This window comes from Jiangella alba (assembly GCF_900106035.1).
Lineage (GTDB): Bacteria > Actinomycetota > Actinomycetes > Jiangellales > Jiangellaceae > Jiangella > Jiangella alba.
Genome location: NZ_FNUC01000003.1, coordinates 2,657,564 through 2,674,343 on the forward strand (window position 1 = coordinate 2,657,564; position 16,780 = coordinate 2,674,343).

Here is a 16,780-nt window from a genome sequence, read left to right on the forward strand (position 1 = left end):
ACAGCCGGCGGGGCTGTCTTGTCTCGGGTAGCGAAGGCAGCAGTTCGCGTCGGGAAGGTGATGGACATGCGGGTGGTCGGCGGGCAGGACGGGGGCGCTGGGGTGACTCCGGCGTGACCCGGGCCGAGGAGTTCGAGGAGCTGCGGCCGCTGCTGTTCTCGATCGCCTACCGGATCACCGGCAGCGTGGCCGAGGCCGAGGACGCGGTCCAGGAGACCTGGCTGCGCTGGGAGGCCTCCCCCGCACACCCCACGTCGGCGAAGGCGTTCCTGTCGGCCGTGGTGACCCGCCTCTCGATCAACGTCCTGCGCTCGGCGCGCGTGCGGCGCGAGGTGTACGTCGGGCCATGGTTTCCCGAGCCGCTGCTGACCGACCCCTACTCCGACCCCGAGCGCTCGGCCGAGCTGGCCGACTCGGTGTCGATGGCGGCACTGTTGCTGCTGGAACGCCTGTCGCCGCTGGAGCGCGCGGTGTTCGTGCTGCGGGAGGTGTTCGGGTTCGGCTTCGGCGAGATCGCCGCGACGGTCGGCCGCTCCGAGGCGGCGTGCCGTCAGCTGGTGGTGCGGGCGCGCCGTCACATGAAGGAGGGCCGGCCCCGGTTCGAGGCCGACCGGCGCGAGCGCGAGGCCCTGGCGATGCGGTTCTTCGACGCCTTCGCCGAAGGGGACGTCGACCGGCTGCGCGACCTGCTCGCCGCCGACGTGCAGCTCGTCGCGGACAGCGGCGGCAAGGGCCCGCGGTGGGCCGGCGGCTTCTTCGGCGCCGACCGGGTGGCCCGGCTGCTGGCCGCGCTGCTCCCGCCGTTCGCCCGCATCGGCGGCCTCGTGGAGCCACGCCAGGTGAACGGCCAGCCGGGCGCGATCTTCCGCGACCGCGACGGCAACGTCATCAACACCTGGACCCTCGACGTCCTCGACGGGCGGATCCAGGCGATCCGCACGGTCAGCAACCCCGACAAGCTCGGGCACGTGGGACCGGTCGGCGACGGCTGGGCCGTTCTGCGCGAGACCCAGCAGGCCCGCCGAGGAACGCACTGACCCGCACCAGCAGCCGTCCCCCACGGACGTCGCCGACGTGGTCATCATCATGCGAAAGGACATCTCATGCGCATCACCGTCGTCGGAGCCAACGGCCCCACCGGCCGCCTGCTCACCGGCCAGGCACTCGCCGCCGGGCACGAGGTCGCGGCGGTCACCCGGCAGCCGGACGCGTTCCCGCTGCGTCATGACCGGCTCGAGGTGATCGGCGCCGACGTGCTCGACGCCGGCGCCGTCGACGCGGCCGTCGCCGATCGCGACGCGGTGCTGTCGGCGCTCGGCGCGCCCGCGGGCAGGAAGCCGATCAGCACCTACTCGCTCGGGACGGCCAACCTCATCGCCGCGATGACGCATCATCGGGTGCGCCGCCTGGCCGTCGTCAGCTCGGTGGGCCTCGACCCGCACCACTACTCCGACGGCGGGTTCCTGTTCAACCGGGTGCTCCTGCCGTACGTGACCCGGGTGGTGGCCAAGACGCAGTACGACGACATGCGGCGGATGGAGGCGCAGGTGCGCGAGAGCGACCTGGACTGGACGATCGTGCGCCCGAGCGGGCTCTACCACCTGCCGTCGGTCACCGACTACACCGTGGTCGAGGGGCACGCCGACGGCAGGTTCACCGCCCGCGTCGACCTCGCCGCCAGCCTGCTGGCGCTCCTCGACGACGACCGCCACGTCGGCCGCACCGTCAGCGTCATCACGACCGCCGACAACCCCACCCTGCTGCGGTGGATCCGCCGTGAGGCGCTCGCCAGGAACTGAGCGGGCGCGCGGGTCAGCAGCGCAGGGTCAGGGTGGCGACGCAGCCGACGCCGTCGGCGGCGGAGGTGAGGGTGACGTCGCCGCCGTGGGCGAGCGCGATCTGCCGGGCGATCGGCAGGCCGAGGCCGGTGCCCGGCCCGTCGCGGCCGTGCCAGAACGGCTCGAAGACGTGCGGGAGATCGGCCTCGGGGATGCCGGGACCGTGATCGGTGACGACGACGGCCAGCTCGGGGCCGCGCCGCTCGGCCGCGACCGAGACCACCGAGCCGGACGGGGCGTGGCGGACGGCGTTGTCGACGAGGTTGGCGACCGCCCGGCGCACCGTGGCGTCGTCGACCGCGCCGACCAGCGTCGGCGGCGCCGTGACCACCACCGACACCTCGCGCTGCGCCGCCAGCACGCGGGCGTCGTCGGCCACGGCGCGGGCCAGGGCGGCGACGTCGGCCGGGTGGCGGTCGATCGTGCGGGCTCGGCCCCGGGCGTCGACCAGCAGCTCGTCGATGACCGCGCGCAGCCGGGTGGCGGCCCGGCCGGAGCGTTCGAGCCCTTCGCGGTACACCTCGAGCGTCGGCCGCGGGTGGGCGAGCAGCACCTCGGCGTTGGTCGCCAGCACCGACAGCGGGATGCGCAGCTCGTGGCTGGTCTCCTCGATCAGCCGCCGCTGGGCGTCGGCCGCATGCTGGAGCCGGGCGTACATGTGCTCGTACCGCCGCACCGCCCGCCCGGCCCACCACCACGACAGCGACGCCGCGGCCGGGGCGAGCGCCAGCGCCGTGGCGGTGATCCACGGCGGCCAGGTGATGGACGAGTCGGTGGTGATCTCGACGCCGTTGACCACCTCGGTGGTGGTGTCGTACTCGGTGGCGATGGTGACGCCGAACAGCAGCAGCACCGGCATGTAGATGGCGAGGAACCCGGCCACCGCCAGCCGCGCCCGCAGCGACCACCACGGGCGGCTCGCGGGGCTGACCGCGGCACGCTGCCACCGCCACGGCCGGCTCACGGCGCCGCCCGCAGGACGTAGCCGACGCCGGTGACGGTGTCGATGATGGGTGGGTCGCCGAGCTTGCGGCGCAGCCGGCTGAGGATGACCCGCACCGAGGTGGTGAACGGGTCGGCGTTGACGTCCCACACGTGCTCGAGCAGCTGTTCGGCGGACAGCACCTCGCCGGGATGGTGCATGAAGTAGCGCAGCAGCGAGAACTCGCGCGCTGTGAGCCGCAGGTCGGCGTCGCCGCGCCAGGCCCGGTGCGCCGCGAGGTCGAGGCCGAGGTCGCCGAACCGCAGCGTCGCGCCGGTCTCGTCGGAGCGACGGCCCAGCGCCCGGACCCGCGCCACCAGCTCGGCGAAGTGGAACGGCTTGACGAGGTAGTCGTCGGCGCCGCCGTCGAGCCCGGCGACGCGGTCGGCGACGGCGTCGCGGGCGGTCAGCACCAGCGTGCGCCGCGGCCGCCGCAGGACGGGATCGGCGCCGAGGCGGCGCAGCAGCTCGAGCCCGTCGCCGTCGGGCAGGCCGAGGTCGAGGCAGGCGACGTCGTAGACGGTGGTGGTCAGCAGCTCCTCCGCCGCGGCCGCGGTGCCGGCGTGGTCGACGGCGTACGACTCGTTGCGCAGCCCCAGCGCCACGACGTCGGCGAGGTCGGCGTCGTCTTCGACCAGCAGGATCCGCATGCTCAGCCTCGCCTCGCCGTGACGTCGCCGACCGTGACGGTGTCGTCGCCGAAGGTCACAGCGACGTCGGGGCCCGCGCCCGCCGGGTCGGACGGCCGGAAACCGTCGCCGTCGGGCGCCAGCGGCACCGACGGCGGATCGGCGCCGACGTCGACGCCGTCGACCCCGCCCTCGGCGTTCAGCGCGTACCAGGCCAACAGCGGCCCGTCTCCGGTGTCGAGCGTGACGTACGTGCGCAGCTCGCCGTCGGCGAGGACGGTGCCGGCCGGTTCGAACCCGCCGATCGGGCCGAAGTCGTCGTCCAGCGCGGCGAGCTCCTCGCGGCCGGCGTCGGTCTGGCCCGCCAGCAGCGCCGCGACCGCCCGCTCGTGCTCGCGGACGGCGCCGGGGTCGGCCGGCGGGAACAACGCCCGGACGGCGTCGGCCCCGCGCGCGGCGATGCGCAGGCCGTCGTCGTCGCTCACCAGGTACGCACCTCCAGTGTCGAGCCGGTAGTCGCCGACGATAGCCGCGGCGACGGCGGGATCGACGGTGCCGCCCTGGACGTCGGGCGCCGGGATGGGCTCGCCCGCGGCCAGCGCCGGCCCGATGGCCTCGACCAGCTCTTCGGCGGTGACCTCCGGGCCGTTGGACGCGACCGCCAGCACCCGCTCGCCGTCGGGGATCCACACCACCATGGCCTCGTGGCCGACGTCGCCGCCCCCGCCGGCCGAGGCCAGGAACGGCACGCCGAACGCCGCCGCGTCGTAGGCCACCCAGCCCGGTGTCTCGGCCGCGCCGTCGCCGAGGTCGACCTGCGGGGTCGCGATGGTCCGCGTCGCCTCGTCCGACACGACCCCGCCGGTGAACAGCGACCGCGTCCAGGCGGCGAGGTCGGGCATGCTCATGGCCAGCGCGCCGTTGCCGTCGAGCGCCCAGTGCGGTCCGGCGAAGTCGCCCGCCGCCCCGGTGCTGCCGTCGTCGAGGTACCCGACGGCGCGGTCGCCGCGTGCGGCCGGCGAGCCGTCCCAGAAGCCCGCCGACGGCAGGCCGCGCAGGATGCGGGTGGCCGCGTGCTCGCGGTAGCTCCCGGTGACCTCCTCGACGACCAGCGCCAGCAGGGTGTAGCCGGCGTTGGTGTACAGATAGTCGGTGCCCGGCGGGAAGGCCGGCTGCATGGCGCCGACGGCCGCCAGCGCGTCGTCGCGGCTCAGCGGCTGGTGGTCGGCGCCGGCCGAGCCGTTCAGCCCGCTGGTGTGCACCAGCAGCTGCCGCAGCGTGGCGTCGGCGGCCGGGCCGCGCAGCTCCGGCAGGTGGTCGCCGGCGCGGTCGTCGAGCGCCAGCCGGCCGTCGTCGGCGAGGTCGAGGACGGCGGCCGCGGTGAACGCCTTGGTGACCGACCCGATGGCGAACACGGTGTCGGCGGTGTTGGGGCGCTCGGCCGCGCGGTCGGCGCTGCCGTAGCCGGCCTGGCACACCGGCTCGCCGGCCGCGGTGACGGAGACCGCGCCGCTGAACCCGGCCTCGGCCCACGCGTCGAGCGCGGCATCGAGCTGCGGGTCACACGCCGACGATGCCGACGGCGACGGCGCAGCGGGCGACTCGACGTCGGACGTGCAGGCGGCGAGCAGCACCGCGGCGGCCACGGCGACACCCAAGAGCAATCTGGTCATGTGGCGACAGTAGGAAGGAGGCCGCGAACAGGATGTGAACAGATCAGGACTCGAGGAAGTCCCGGATCGCCGTGACCACCGCGGGCAGGTCGGCGGCGTCCGGAAGGTGGTAGGCGCCGTCCAGCGGCACCAGGTGCGCGTGCGGGAGGGCGGTGGCCAGCTGGCGGGCGCCGGCGAAGGGGACGACGCGGTCGTGGTTGTAGTGCAGGACCAGCGCGGGCGCGACGACCTGCGGCAGCAGCGCGGTGACGTCGATGTCGTAGACGGCGTCCAGGTAACCGGCGGCCACCTCGCGGGGCGCCGAGTCGCGCAGCACCTGGGCGAGGTGGAAGGCGGCGGCGTCGGAGGCTCCCGGGCGGTACAGGTCGGCCATCAGGCGGGAACCGAGGCCCCAGTGGGCGCGGACCAGGTCGACCAGCGTGCGGTTGAGCTCGGTGTGGGTGAACGCGGACGGCCCGCTGGCATAGGTGCCGAGGAAGATCAGGCGGTCGACCAGGTCCGGGTGGCGGGCGGCGCAGGCGATGGCCACCGGGCCCGCCTGCGACATGGCTAGCAGGCTGGCCCGGCCGCCGATGCGGCGGACCACGGCGGCCAGTTCGGTGACGCTGGCCTCCAGGCCGTAGTCGCCGGGGACGCCGCCGCGGGAAAGACCCGTGCCGTACCGGTCGTACAGGGTTAGGCGGGTGTGCCCGGCCAGGCGCTGCAGGAGCGACGAGCGCGGGTCGCGGCCGGAGGCGATCACCTCGATGCTGGAGACCCAGGCGGGCAGCGCGATCAGCGGCGGGCCGGCGCCGATCTGGGCGTACGCGATCGTGCGGTCGCCGGCGGCGGTGTAGCGGGCCCGCAGGCCGGCGAGCGGCGGCGGCCCCGCGACGGTGCCGGGGACCTCGTGCCGGAGGATCTCCCGCTCCAGCCGCTGGATCGGCTCGGACGGCTCCAGGCCGAGCTCGTCGGCCAGCTGCTCCTTGTAGTCGCGGTAGCTCTGCAGCGCGTCGGCGTGGCGGCCGAGGTCGTACAGCGCGCGCATCAGGAGTGCGCGGCCGCGTTCCCGCAGCGGGTGCTCGGCCACGAACGGTTCCAGGGACGGGAGCGTCTCGGCCGGCCGGTCGCACTCCAGCAGCGCGGCGGCTCGCGCCTCGACCGCCGTCAGCCGCGCTTCGGTCAGCCGGATCGCCGCCAGCCTCGCCACGTCGGTGTCGGCGAACTCGGCGTAGGCGGCGCCGCGCCACAGCCCGAGCGCGTCGTCGAGCAGGTCGACGGTCGTGGCCGGCGGCGCCTGCCGCGCCTGTTCCAGCAGGTCCTCGAATCGGACGGCGTCGATCTCCACCGTGTCCGGCCGCAGCGCGTAGCCGGGTGGACGGGTGGCCAGCACGTCCGGGCCGAGCATCCGGCGCAGCCGCGAGACGAGGCTGTGCAGCGCGCTCACCGGATCGGCGGGTGGCTCGTCGCCCCACAGCAGATCGGCCAGCCGATCGGCCGAGACGACCTCACCGGAGCGAGCCAGCAGCGCGGCCAGCAGGGCACGCTGACGGTGGCTGAGCGGAAGCGGCTCGTCGGCGTCGACCACCTCGACCGACCCGAGCACCCAGACCTTCATGCGGCGCGTCCCTGGCAGCTGGCAGTGATGCGCCGATGCTCCCACGCGACGACGGCCGCTAGCGAGTGGCCGTGCCCACGATCTGGGGGTTGATCGGCAGGAACGCCGACCGCAGGCGGTAGCGCTGGACGTCGACGGAGCTGAAGCCGGCGGCGCGGATGGTGTGTTCGGTGTCGCGCCGGACGTCGCAGCCCTCGAAGCACCAGTGCCAGGGCCGGGCGGTCAGCCGTTGCAGCCGCCCGTAGCCGCCGCCGGCGCGTACGTGCTCGACGAACAGCAGCCGCCCGCCGGGCCGCAGCACCCGCCGGGCCTCGTCCACGGCCGCGACCGGATCGGGCACCGTGCACAGCACCAGCGTGCTCACCACGGCGTCCACAGCGGCATCGGGCAGCGCCATCCGTTCGGCACTCCCGAGGCGGAGCTCCAGGGAGATGCCGTGGCGACGGGCGGCGGCCCGGAGCGGGCCGTGCATGTGGACGTTCGGCTCGATGGCCAGCAGCCGGGTGCCGGGCCGGTAGTAGCGCAGGTTGGCGCCCGTGCCAGGGCCGATCTCCACGATCTGGTCGGGCAGGTCCGCGAACAGGGCCCGCTTCCGTTCGCCGAGCAGCGCCTGCGCGTAGCGGTCGGCCGCGCGCAGCGTGGCGGCGTTCAGGCGCCCCCGGATCGGGTTGTTCATGCCGCCTCGATCCCACTGGCGAACGCGCCGATCAGGGCGTTCACCTCGGCGGGCCGGGTGACCTGCGGGCAGTGGCCCGCACCCGGCAGCGAGGTGACGACGGTGCCCAGCGCCGCGGCGAGCGCGGCCGACCACGCGGGCGGTACGACGGCGTCGCGGTCGCCGTGGATCACGAGGACCGGGCAGTTGATCCGCCCCGCCAGGGCGCGCAGCTCGGCGGCCCGGCCGGCGGCCGACCGGCCCGAGCGGGCCGAGCGGGCGGTGACGCCGGCGGCGAGCACGTCGGGCGTGGTGTCCAGCGCCATCCGGACTCCGTCCGCCCGGGTCGCGGCCGTGGCCTCCTCGCCCAGAGCGGTGTCGACGAACCACCGGACGAAGCCGGGGTGGTCGCGCCGCCAGGCCTGCCGGTTGTAGCGGGCCCACCCGTCGTCGCCCGAGGGCTCGTCGTCGAAGGTCGCGATGGCGCGGACCAGCGGCGCGTCCTCGTCACCGGTGAGATCGATCGTCGCGGAGATCAGCACCAGCCCGGCCACCCGGTCCGGACGCAGCGCGGCGATCAGGTAGGCGACCAGTCCGCCGAGGGAGTTGCCGACGAGCACGGCCCGGGCGGTTCCGGCCGCGTCCAGCACCGCGAGCGCGTCGGCCACCAGCTCCTCGATCCGGTGGCGCTCCGGTTCGGCCGGCCGGTCCGACCGGCCGCTCCCCCGGGCGTCGTACGACAGGCAGCGGAGCCGGTCGCCCAGCCCGTCACGCTGCGCGGCCCACAGCCCGCTGCCGGCGATCATCCAGGCCGGCAGCAGGAGCAGGGCGGGTTCGCCCTGCCCCACCTGCTCGTACGCGATCCCGACACCATCGCGCTCCACCCGGCCCTGCTCTCTTCGCAGCATCATGCGACCACGGTCCCCGGCCCGCCTGTCGCGCCACTGTCATCCGGCTGGCCGCCGGCTGCCGTAGGCTGGCTGACCGTGATGCGCATCGGCATGGTCGGGACCGAGAGCAGCCACGTCGACCACTTCCTCCGCCTCCTCAACGTCGAGCGGCGCCACGGCGACGCCCGGGTGGTGGCGCTGTCGGGCGGCGACTCCGAGCGCAACCGCGCGCTCGCGGCGACGGGTGGCGTCGCGACCATCGTCGACGGCCCGGACGACCTCGTCGGCCGCGTCGACGCGGTGCTGATCTGCTCGCGCGACGGCCGGGCGCACCGGGCCGAGGCGATGCCGCTGATCGAGGCCGGGCTGCCGGTGTTCGTCGACAAGCCGCTGGCGGCGTCGCAGGCCGACGCACTGGCGATCGTCGACGCGGCGCGGGCGCGCGCGGTGCCGCTGTACGAGGGCTCGGCGCTGCGCTTCGTCCCGGCGCTCGCCGGACTGTGGGGCGGCCGGCCGCTCGCCGTGCACGTCAGCGGCCCCGCCGACCCGGCCGGGCCGTACGGCGGCCTCTACTACTACGGTGTCCATCTCGCCGAGGCCGCGGCCGAGCTGATCGGCGAGCCGGGCGACGCCGGCGACGTCGACGTCCGCACCGGCGACGGCGTCGTCACCGCGCTCACCACCATCGGCGGCACCCACGTCACGCTGACCTTCCTCGCCGACACGGCGGCGCCGTTCCACGCCACCGTCGTGCGCGCCGACGCCGCCACGGCCCGCGAGCTGGCGCTGCCGGCCGACTACCTGGCCCCGGTGCTGGACCGGTTCATGACCGTCGCCGAGAAGGGCGCGCCGCCGTCGGACGACGAGGCCGCGGCCATGGTGGCGCCGGTGGCGCTGCTCGACGCCGTGACGGCACGGCTCTAGCGAGCGGCCTTCAGGAGCCGCGGACGATGCGGCGCAGCTTGGCGTAGCGCTCGGCGTAGTCGCGCTCGGCGCCGCGGGTGCCCGGCTCGTAGTACTGCTTGTCGGCGACGGCGTCGGGCGCGTACTGCTGCTCGACGACGCCGCGGGGGTCGTCGTGGGCGTAGGCGTAGGACGTGCCGTGGCCGAGCTTCTTCGACCCGGCGTAGTGGGAGTCGCGCAGGTGCGGCGGGACCGGTCCGGCCAGCCCGGCGCGGACGTCGGCGACGGCGGCGCCGATGGCGGTGACCACGCTGTTCGACTTCGGCGCCAGCGCCAGCGCGATGACCACCTGGGCGAGCGTGATCTGCGCCTCCGGCCAGCCGATCAGCTGGACGGCCTGGGCGCCCGCGACGGCGGTCTGCAGGGCCGTGGGGTCGGCCATGCCGATGTCCTCGCTGGCCAGGATGACCAGCCGGCGCGCCAGGAACTTCGGGTCCTCGCCGGCCTCGGCCATGCGGGCGAGGTAGTGCAGGCCGGCGTCGACGTCGCTGCCGCGGATGGCCTTGATCATGGCGCTGGTGACGTCGTAGTGCTGGTCGCCGTCGCGGTCGTAGCGGACGGCGGCGCGGTCGACGGCCTTCTCGGCGACGTCGAGGGTGATGACGCCGTCGACGGCTCCCCCGGCGGCCGCCTCGAGATAGGTGAGAGCGCGGCGGGCGTCGCCGCCGGCGAGGCGGAGCAGGTGGTCGTGGGCGTCGTCGTCGATGGTGACGGCGCCGTCGAGCCCGCGCTCCTCGGCCAGCGCCCGGCGCATGACCTCGCGGATCGCGTCGTCGTCGAGCGGCTCCAGCGTGAGCAGCAGCGACCGCGACAGCAGCGGGCTGATCAGCGCGAAGTAGGGGTTCTCGGTGGTCGCCGCGACCAGCGACACCCACCGGTTCTCGACCCCCGGCAGCAGGGCGTCCTGCTGGGTCTTGGAGAAGCGGTGCACCTCGTCGACGAACAGGACGGTGCCGGAGCCGGTGCGCACCAGCTCCTTGCGGGCGGTGTCGATGACGGCGCGGACGTCCTTCACCCCGGCCGTGACGGCGGACAGCTCGACGAACCGGCGCTGGGTGGCCCGGCTGACGACGTAGGCCAGCGTGGTCTTGCCGGTGCCGGGCGGTCCCCAGAGCACCAGCGCCATCGGCTGGTCGTCCTCGACCAGCCGCCGCAGCGGCGTGCCCGGCCCGAGCAGGTGCTGCTGCCCGACGATCTCGTCGAGCGTGCGCGGGCGCATGCGCACCGCCAGCGGCTTGCCGGCGATGTCGTCGTCGGCGCCGGACAGCGACCCCGCGGGCACCAACGGCGCGGCGCCGCCGAACAGACCCTCCTGCTCCATGGGACCGACCCTAACCACGGACCTGGTCGCGGCACTGCCGCACGACCCGGACCACTTCGTCGCGCTCGGCGTCGTCGAGCTCGGCCGGGCGGTGCGGGTCGACGGCGAACTCGGCCGGCACGATGCCTTCGTCGGCGGCCAGCCACAGCATGCGCTGGACGTAGCCCTCGTACGGCGGCCGGAACGTCACCCGGGCCACCTCGTCGACGATCGCCGACACGTCCAGGAACCGGGCCGCGGCGTCGCGCGCCGACGTGTGCACGGCCGCCGCGAAGGTGTCGACAGCGGCGACGGTGATCTGCACCGCGGCCGCCGCCAGCCCGACCAGCGCGCCCTCGGCGCCCCACATCAGCGACGCGCCGAACATGCGGTCCTCGCCGCTGAGCACCAGCAGCCCGCGGGACCGCGCGGCGGCGATGGTCTCCTGGCAGGCGATGGCGTCGTGCAGCCGGGCCGGCTTGAACGCGCAGACCTCGGGGAGGTCCAGCACCCGGCCCAGCGTCTCGAGCGGGTGCGGCCGCGTGTAGAGGTCGAACGCCACCAGCGGCAGCCCGGACGCGTCGGCCACGGCCCGGTGGTGCGCGACGACGGCGTCGGGCTCGGTCTCGTCGGGCGGGAACACCAGCAGCGCGTCGGCGCCGGCCTGGCCGGCCGCCGCCGCCCACTCGAGGTCGTGCATGCGCCCCTCGACGCTGCCGCCGACGCCGGCCAGCACCGGGACGCCCAGCGTGGCGGCGCGGCGGACCAGCTCGGCCTTGGTGGCGACGGACAGGTGGTCGCCGCGCCCGGTGTGCGCGGCGACGGCCAGCCCACCGGCGCCACCGCGCACCAACTGCCCGAAGTACGCCTCGCAGACCTCCGGGTCGGTGCTGCCGTCGGCCCGCATCGGGGTCGCCGCCGCGGCCACCAGGGACCACCGCAGCCGTCCGGTCAGCTCCGCAGCACCTCGCGTGTTGGCCACCGATGCAGACTACCCATTGTCCGACGGCCCGCGGTCACGGCCGTCCGGTGGAGCACTGGCCGCGGACGGGCCCGGTGACGTCGTTCGGCTCGTCCAGCACCGGCGCGGGGTCGTTGCCCGAGCAGGACAGCCCGCCCGCGACGCGGTTCCCGGCGAACCGGACGCCGCCGGTGTTGCCGGCCAGCGAGACCGCGCCGGACACCACGGAGTCGCGGATCGACACCGCGCCGGTGCTGCCGGTCACCGTGACCGCCCCGGACACCGTCGCGCCCGACAGCACCACGCCGCCGGCGCGGTCGGCGCGCAGCGGGCCGGACACCGCCGAGTCGGTGACGCTCAGCATGGCGCCCGGGCTCACCGTCACCGGTCCCGACACCGTCGCCCCGGTCAGGCAGGTGGTGCCGGACCGGACCGCGAGCGCGCCGGACCGCGGCCCGTCGACGGTGACATCGCACAGCGGCGCCGCGGCCTGGAACGACGCCGAGAGCACGCCCCGGGTGGAGAGCCGGCGGCCCTCGAGGGTCAGTTCACCCGCGCGGTCCAGCGGGACGGTGAACGTCAGGCTCGCCGTGCCGGTGTCGTCGGCGCGGACGGTGCCCAACTGCCGGGCGTCCGGGCGCAGCCACACCTCCAGCTGCTCGCCCGGCCCGAGCCCGGTGAAGGTGACGGTCTGCGGCCGGCCCGCGGGCACCGACCCGGCCGTCACGGCCGCCGTGGCCGCCGGGCGGGCGCTCGGGGTGTACTCCCAGTACTTCAGGTCGCGGGCGATGAACGCGTTGCCGTTGTTGTGCAGGAACCCGTAGGAGGCCGGCTGGAACACCCGGGCGCGGTCCAGCGTCACCGGGTCGATGGTGAACATCTTCGCCTGCGAGACGACGTACAGCTCGTCGACGTACGGGTCGTACCAGAGCCGCGAGCCGACGTGTGCGTACGCGATGGTGTCCCACGGGTACGGCTCGTAGGTGCGGCGCGCCTCGACCTCCTGGGTCTCGACGTCCATGCGGAAGACGGTCACCGGCGTCTGGCTCCACAGCTTGCCGTTCTCGTCGAACGCGAGCTCGCCGATGGCGCCCTCGCCGGGGATCGGCGCGACCTCCCAGAGCAAGCGCTGCTGCTCGATGTCGTAGGCGAAGACCACGGCGTCCTTCTCGGTGGGCCGTGGCCCGCCGACGCCGCCGTAGACCGACGTCGCGCCGTACAGGACGCCGTCGCGGTAGGTCAGCGCGACGACGCTGTGGCCCGGCACGACGTCGGTGAACCAGGACTCGCCGGTCCGGGTGTTCAGCAGCGTCAGGCCGCCGCCGGGCGAGCCGTTCCTCGCCACCGTGCCGATGGCGAGGTAGTCGCCGGCCGAGGCCAGCGCGAACGGCCGGGACTGGCCGTGGTCCTCGTACAGCCGCAGCACCGGCTTCGGGTTGACGCCCGGTTCGGCCGGCTGGTCCGGGTCGTAGCGGAGGATCTCGCCCCACGGGTAGGTGCCGACGTAGAGGGCGCCGTCGTGGGTGACCATGCCCTCGGCCTGGCTGATCTCGGTGGCGAACTGCTCCTTCGCGCCGGTCTCCGGGTCGTAGGCGGCCATGCCGCCGGCCAGGAAGGTGCCGACGTAGAGCCGGCCGTCCGGCCCCTCGGCGATGGAGCGGACCGGGCCCGGCGCCGCGACGGCGTCCGCCGTGCGCTGCTCCGACCGGCCGGTCTGCGGCGAGTAGACGAAGTAGCGCCCCACGTGGTTCACGCCGACGAGGGTGTCGCCGGGCCAGTCCGGGTCGCCGAGGTCCAGGAAGTCGAAGCCGCGGACGTCACCGACGCCGGTCAGCGAGGTGGCCGTGAAGGTCCGGTCGACGAGGTCGTAGCTGTGCAGCGTCTGGTCGCGGACGAAGTAGACGGTGCGCCCGTCCGCCGCCACCGGTGACACGCTCAGCCCGTAGACGTCCGGGATCTCCTGCACCCACGCGCCGGCGTCGAGGTCGTAGACGTGCAGCGGCGCGGGCGAGCCGGACAGGCTGAACCGGGCGAACAGCAGCCGCCCGCGCACGTCGAGGTCGTACACCCCGGCCGCCGGGTCGGCGCCGGCCGGCAGCCCCAGGTCGCGCCGCTCACCCGAGACCGCGTCGATCTCGACGACGCTGGTGGCGGCGTGCGTGCCGGCGTACACCTTGCCCTGGGAGGCGGCGATGCCGCGCACGATCAGCGGGTCGGCGTCCGGCGCGAGCGAGCCGAGGTTCGTCGTCGCGCCGGTGGCCGGGTCGTGCCGGAACACGTTCGCCCGCGACTGGCCGGTGCCGCCGTAGACGACGCCGTTCTCGTCGTGCGTGACGGACCAGACGAACGTCTCCCCCGGCACCGCCACGCCGAGGTTCTCGACCGCCGTGGCGCCCGGCCGCCACCGGTAGACCCGGCCCTCGCCGTAGGTGCCGACGTAGACGTCGCCGTTCGGGGTGACGTCGACCGCCCACGAGCCGGACGACCCGGGCAGCGGGAACTCGTGCACCCGGCTGCCGTCGCGGGCGTCGACCACGCTGAGCACCGCCGGGCTGCCCGACGACACCAGGTACAGCCACGGCTCGCCGTTCGGTCCCGTCCCGGCGGCGGACCCGGGCGCGGTGACGGCGTTCAGCGGCATCGCGCCGATGTCCTTGAAGGACGGGTACTCGGCGGCGTCGGCCGTCACGGCCAGGGTCGACGCCGTGACCAGCACGGCGCTCAGCCAGGTGAACAGTCGTCGCATCAGTCCTCCTGGCACTGGCCGGCCACGGGGCCGGTGACGTCGAGGTTCTGAACGACCGGCGCCGGGTCGTTGCCGAAGCAGCTGACCGGTCCGGTGACGACGGTGTCCACCAGCCAGACGGCGCCGACGCTGCCGGTCACCGAGACCGGGCCGGTCACCGTCACGCCGTCGAGGATCACGCCGCCGGCGCCGACGGCGCGCACCGGGCCGCGCACGGCGGAGTCCTCCGCGACCAGCACCGCACCGGGGCTGACCTGCACCGGGCCGACGACGTCGGCGCCGGACAAGCAGGTGGTCCCGGCGGTGACGGTGACCGGGCCGGTGTGCGGACCGGACACGGTGACGTCGCAGGGCGGCTGCGGCCGCAGCGCGAAGTTCCACCGGTACAGCGCCGCGCCGCGGGCGTAGTAGAGGTTCCCGGCCTCGTCGGCGGCCAGCGAGCCGACGCCGGACGACGCGAGCTCGGTCGTCGCCCACGTCGACGGGTCGACCCGCCACAGGCTGCCGGAGCTCGTGACGTAGAGGTAGCCGTCGGCGCGGAAGTACAGCTGCCGGTCGTGGCCGTACATGCTGGTGCTGCGCGGGAACAGCCGCTCGGAACGGGTGACGGCACGCGTGCCGGGGTCGTAGGTGAACAGCGTCCCGTCCGAGACGCCCCACAGCACACCGTCGTCGTCGAAGGTCAGGCCGTTCACCGCGCGGCCGCCCGGCACCGGGACGATCCGGTCCAGGACGTCGCCGGTGGCGGGGTCGGCGACGAACAGCTCCGCCTCGGTGGCCACCGGGTCGATGCCGTAGCCGCCGTTGATCGACGTGCCGCCGTAGAGCAGCCCGTCGCGCTCGGCCAGCGACACCACGCTCTGGTCCGGCACCACGTTCCGGTGCGTGACGACCTCGCCGGTGGCCGGGTCCCAGAGGCTCAGCGCGCCGCCGAGCCGGCCGGACTTCGGCACGCTGCCGACCGCCAGCACGTCGCCGACCTGGACGAACGCCTGCGGGCGGTCCTGCTCGTCCGCGATCGCGACGGGCGGGCCGGGGTTGGTGCCGTTGCTCCACGGCTGGGTGGTGTCGTAGTCCAGCAGGCCGGCGCTCGGGTAGCGGCCGAACACCAGGTGGTCGCCGTACGTGCCGAACCCCTCGATCTGGCCGGAGCCGGCGAGCAGCGTCGTCGCGCCGGTGTCCGGGTCGAACCGGGCCATCCCCGGCGGGGACAGGAACGCGCCGACGTACACGCCGCCGTCCGGTCCGGAGCCGAGCGTGGTGATGGTGTTCGGCGCGCCCTGCAGGTCCGCCTCGCCGATGTACCTGGTCTTCCTCGTCTGCGGGTTCCAGACGTAGATGCGCCCGTAGTAGTAGGTCATCACCAGCGACAGGCCCGGGAAGTCGGGGTCGGCGAGGTCGACCCAGGCCCAGCTGCCGGGGAACGCGTTGGGTCCCCAGCCGACCGGCGCGTAGGTGTGGGTGTCGAGGTCGTAGGCGACGACGCCCTGCGACGCGATGCGGAAGTAGACGTAGCGCCCCGACGGGTCCGGCGCCGAGATGGCGCGGCCGGAGATGCCCGGGACGATGTTGACGAACTCGCCGCTGCCGGTGTCGTAGACCAGCAGGTCGTTCGACGGCTGCACCCGCAGCAGCAGGTAGTCGCGGGCCAGCGTCATGTCGTACACGACCTCGTGAGTGGCGTACTGCTCCGGCAGCGCGACCTGCGTGAACGCACCCGAGGCGCGGTCGAAGCGGGTCAGCCGGGCGCGCGGCTGGGTGCCCACCCAGACGCCGGTCTCGTCCGCCTCCAGCGTGCGGGCGTAGGTCTCGCCCGGCACGGCCTGGCCGTGGTTGACGAACTCGCCGGTGGCGGGGTCGAACGAGAACAGCTCGCCGCCCGGGTAGGTGCCGCCGTAGACGATGCCGTCGGGCGCGGCGTCGAGCCGCCAGATCCCCTCGCCGGGGAACGGCACGCCCAGGTCCGTCACCGCGTCGTCGCCCGGTGTCCAGGAGTACAGCTGGCCCTCGGTCATGCCGAAGTAGACGGTGCCGTCGGCGGCGCTGAACGTGCTGGCCCAGCTGTTGACGCCGGCCGGAAGCCGCTCGGCGAACACCACCTCGCCGCTGCGCACGTCGGTCGCCTGGAACATGCCGGGCGTCTCCTCGTTGCCGGCGGTGACCCAGTACGCCTGCGGCCGGCCCTCGGCGTCGGCGCCCTGGGACTGCTCCTGCGACAGCACGCGGCCCTCGATCGGGTAGCCGAGCGACTCCTCGGCTCCGGCGACGGCGGCCCGTGGCGCGGCCGGGGTGGTCCCGGCGTCGGCCACCGGGACGGTCAGCGACAGCACCAGTGCGGCGGCGACGGCCGCCAGCGACGGTCGATTCAGCCTCGTCAAGGCTCCTCCTCGCGAACGTAGCATTTCGGCCTGGTCCGTTAGGCGGTCATCCTGGCAGCAGCCCACGGGCGGCGGCAAGAGGGTGGGTAATTTCGGTCTTGCCCGATATCGGTCGTGCCGATAGCCTCCGGGATCAGATCCCCCGTCCCGCCGTCTCGGAGGTCCCGC

Annotated in this window: 13 protein-coding genes; 3 read left to right on the forward strand and 10 right to left on the reverse strand. The window is 74.7% G+C overall.

The genetic code is table 11. The annotated features are described in order from the left end of the window. Positions 1-113 precede the first annotated feature (113 nt). The gene (locus BLV02_RS14700; RefSeq protein ID WP_069111929.1) at positions 114-1,037 is read left to right on the forward strand and encodes an RNA polymerase sigma-70 factor; all 924 of its coding nucleotides are present in this window, start codon (positions 114-116) and stop codon (positions 1,035-1,037) included. A gap of 66 nt (positions 1,038-1,103) precedes the next feature. Further along, positions 1,104-1,799 (forward strand): NAD(P)-dependent oxidoreductase, encoded by a 696-nt coding sequence (locus BLV02_RS14705; RefSeq protein WP_069111928.1) that lies wholly within the window; start codon positions 1,104-1,106, stop codon positions 1,797-1,799. A 13-nt stretch (positions 1,800-1,812) separates the two neighbouring features. Here BLV02_RS14705 and BLV02_RS14710 read toward each other — a convergent pair whose 3' ends face one another. The 6 genes from BLV02_RS14710 to BLV02_RS14735 are packed head-to-tail and all read right to left on the reverse strand — an operon-like array spanning position 1,813 to position 8,285. After that, a complete protein-coding gene (locus BLV02_RS14710; protein WP_069111927.1) occupies positions 1,813-2,802 on the reverse strand; it encodes a sensor histidine kinase in 990 nt (329 codons plus the stop codon). Further along, positions 2,799-3,470, reverse strand: coding sequence for a response regulator transcription factor (locus BLV02_RS14715; protein WP_069111926.1), 672 nt, complete (start codon positions 3,468-3,470; stop codon positions 2,799-2,801). Before BLV02_RS14715 ends, BLV02_RS14710 begins: the two co-directional genes overlap by 4 nt. A gap of 2 nt (positions 3,471-3,472) precedes the next feature. After that, positions 3,473-5,122: a serine hydrolase domain-containing protein gene (locus BLV02_RS14720; protein WP_083288722.1), complete on the reverse strand. Its 1,650-nt coding sequence runs from the start codon at positions 5,120-5,122 to the stop codon at positions 3,473-3,475. Between the two features lie 43 nt (positions 5,123-5,165). After that, complete coding sequence (locus tag BLV02_RS14725) at positions 5,166-6,719, reverse strand: bifunctional AfsR/SARP family transcriptional regulator/alpha/beta hydrolase (RefSeq protein ID WP_069111924.1); 1,554 nt, start codon at positions 6,717-6,719, stop codon at positions 5,166-5,168. Positions 6,720-6,777: 58 nt separating this feature from the next. After that, complete coding sequence (locus tag BLV02_RS14730; RefSeq protein ID WP_069111923.1) at positions 6,778-7,395, reverse strand: class I SAM-dependent methyltransferase; 618 nt, start codon at positions 7,393-7,395, stop codon at positions 6,778-6,780. Continuing rightward, on the reverse strand, positions 7,392-8,285 hold the full coding sequence (locus BLV02_RS14735; RefSeq protein WP_083288721.1) for an alpha/beta fold hydrolase: 894 nt from the start codon (positions 8,283-8,285) through the stop codon (positions 7,392-7,394). Before BLV02_RS14735 ends, BLV02_RS14730 begins: the two co-directional genes overlap by 4 nt. Positions 8,286-8,363: 78 nt before the next feature. Between BLV02_RS14735 and BLV02_RS14740 the strand changes: the two genes are divergently transcribed. Continuing rightward, entirely contained in the window at positions 8,364-9,188 is an 825-nt protein-coding gene (locus BLV02_RS14740) for a Gfo/Idh/MocA family protein (RefSeq protein WP_069111921.1), read from the forward strand. A gap of 10 nt (positions 9,189-9,198) precedes the next feature. Here the strand turns inward: BLV02_RS14740 and BLV02_RS14745 are convergent, their stop codons facing one another. The 4 genes from BLV02_RS14745 to BLV02_RS14760 are packed head-to-tail and all read right to left on the reverse strand — an operon-like array spanning position 9,199 to position 16,612. Beyond that, on the reverse strand, positions 9,199-10,548 hold the full coding sequence (locus BLV02_RS14745; protein ID WP_083288720.1) for a replication-associated recombination protein A: 1,350 nt from the start codon (positions 10,546-10,548) through the stop codon (positions 9,199-9,201). 10 nt (positions 10,549-10,558) lie between these two features. Then, the gene (locus tag BLV02_RS14750) at positions 10,559-11,509 is read right to left on the reverse strand and encodes a dihydrodipicolinate synthase family protein (RefSeq protein ID WP_069111920.1); all 951 of its coding nucleotides are present in this window, start codon (positions 11,507-11,509) and stop codon (positions 10,559-10,561) included. A gap of 34 nt (positions 11,510-11,543) precedes the next feature. Continuing rightward, positions 11,544-14,234, reverse strand: coding sequence for a ligand-binding sensor domain-containing protein (locus BLV02_RS14755; RefSeq protein ID WP_069111919.1), 2,691 nt, complete (start codon positions 14,232-14,234; stop codon positions 11,544-11,546). Beyond that, on the reverse strand, positions 14,234-16,612 hold the full coding sequence (locus BLV02_RS14760; protein ID WP_069111918.1) for a ligand-binding sensor domain-containing protein: 2,379 nt from the start codon (positions 16,610-16,612) through the stop codon (positions 14,234-14,236). Before BLV02_RS14760 ends, BLV02_RS14755 begins: the two co-directional genes overlap by 1 nt. Positions 16,613-16,780: the final 168 nt, after the last annotated feature.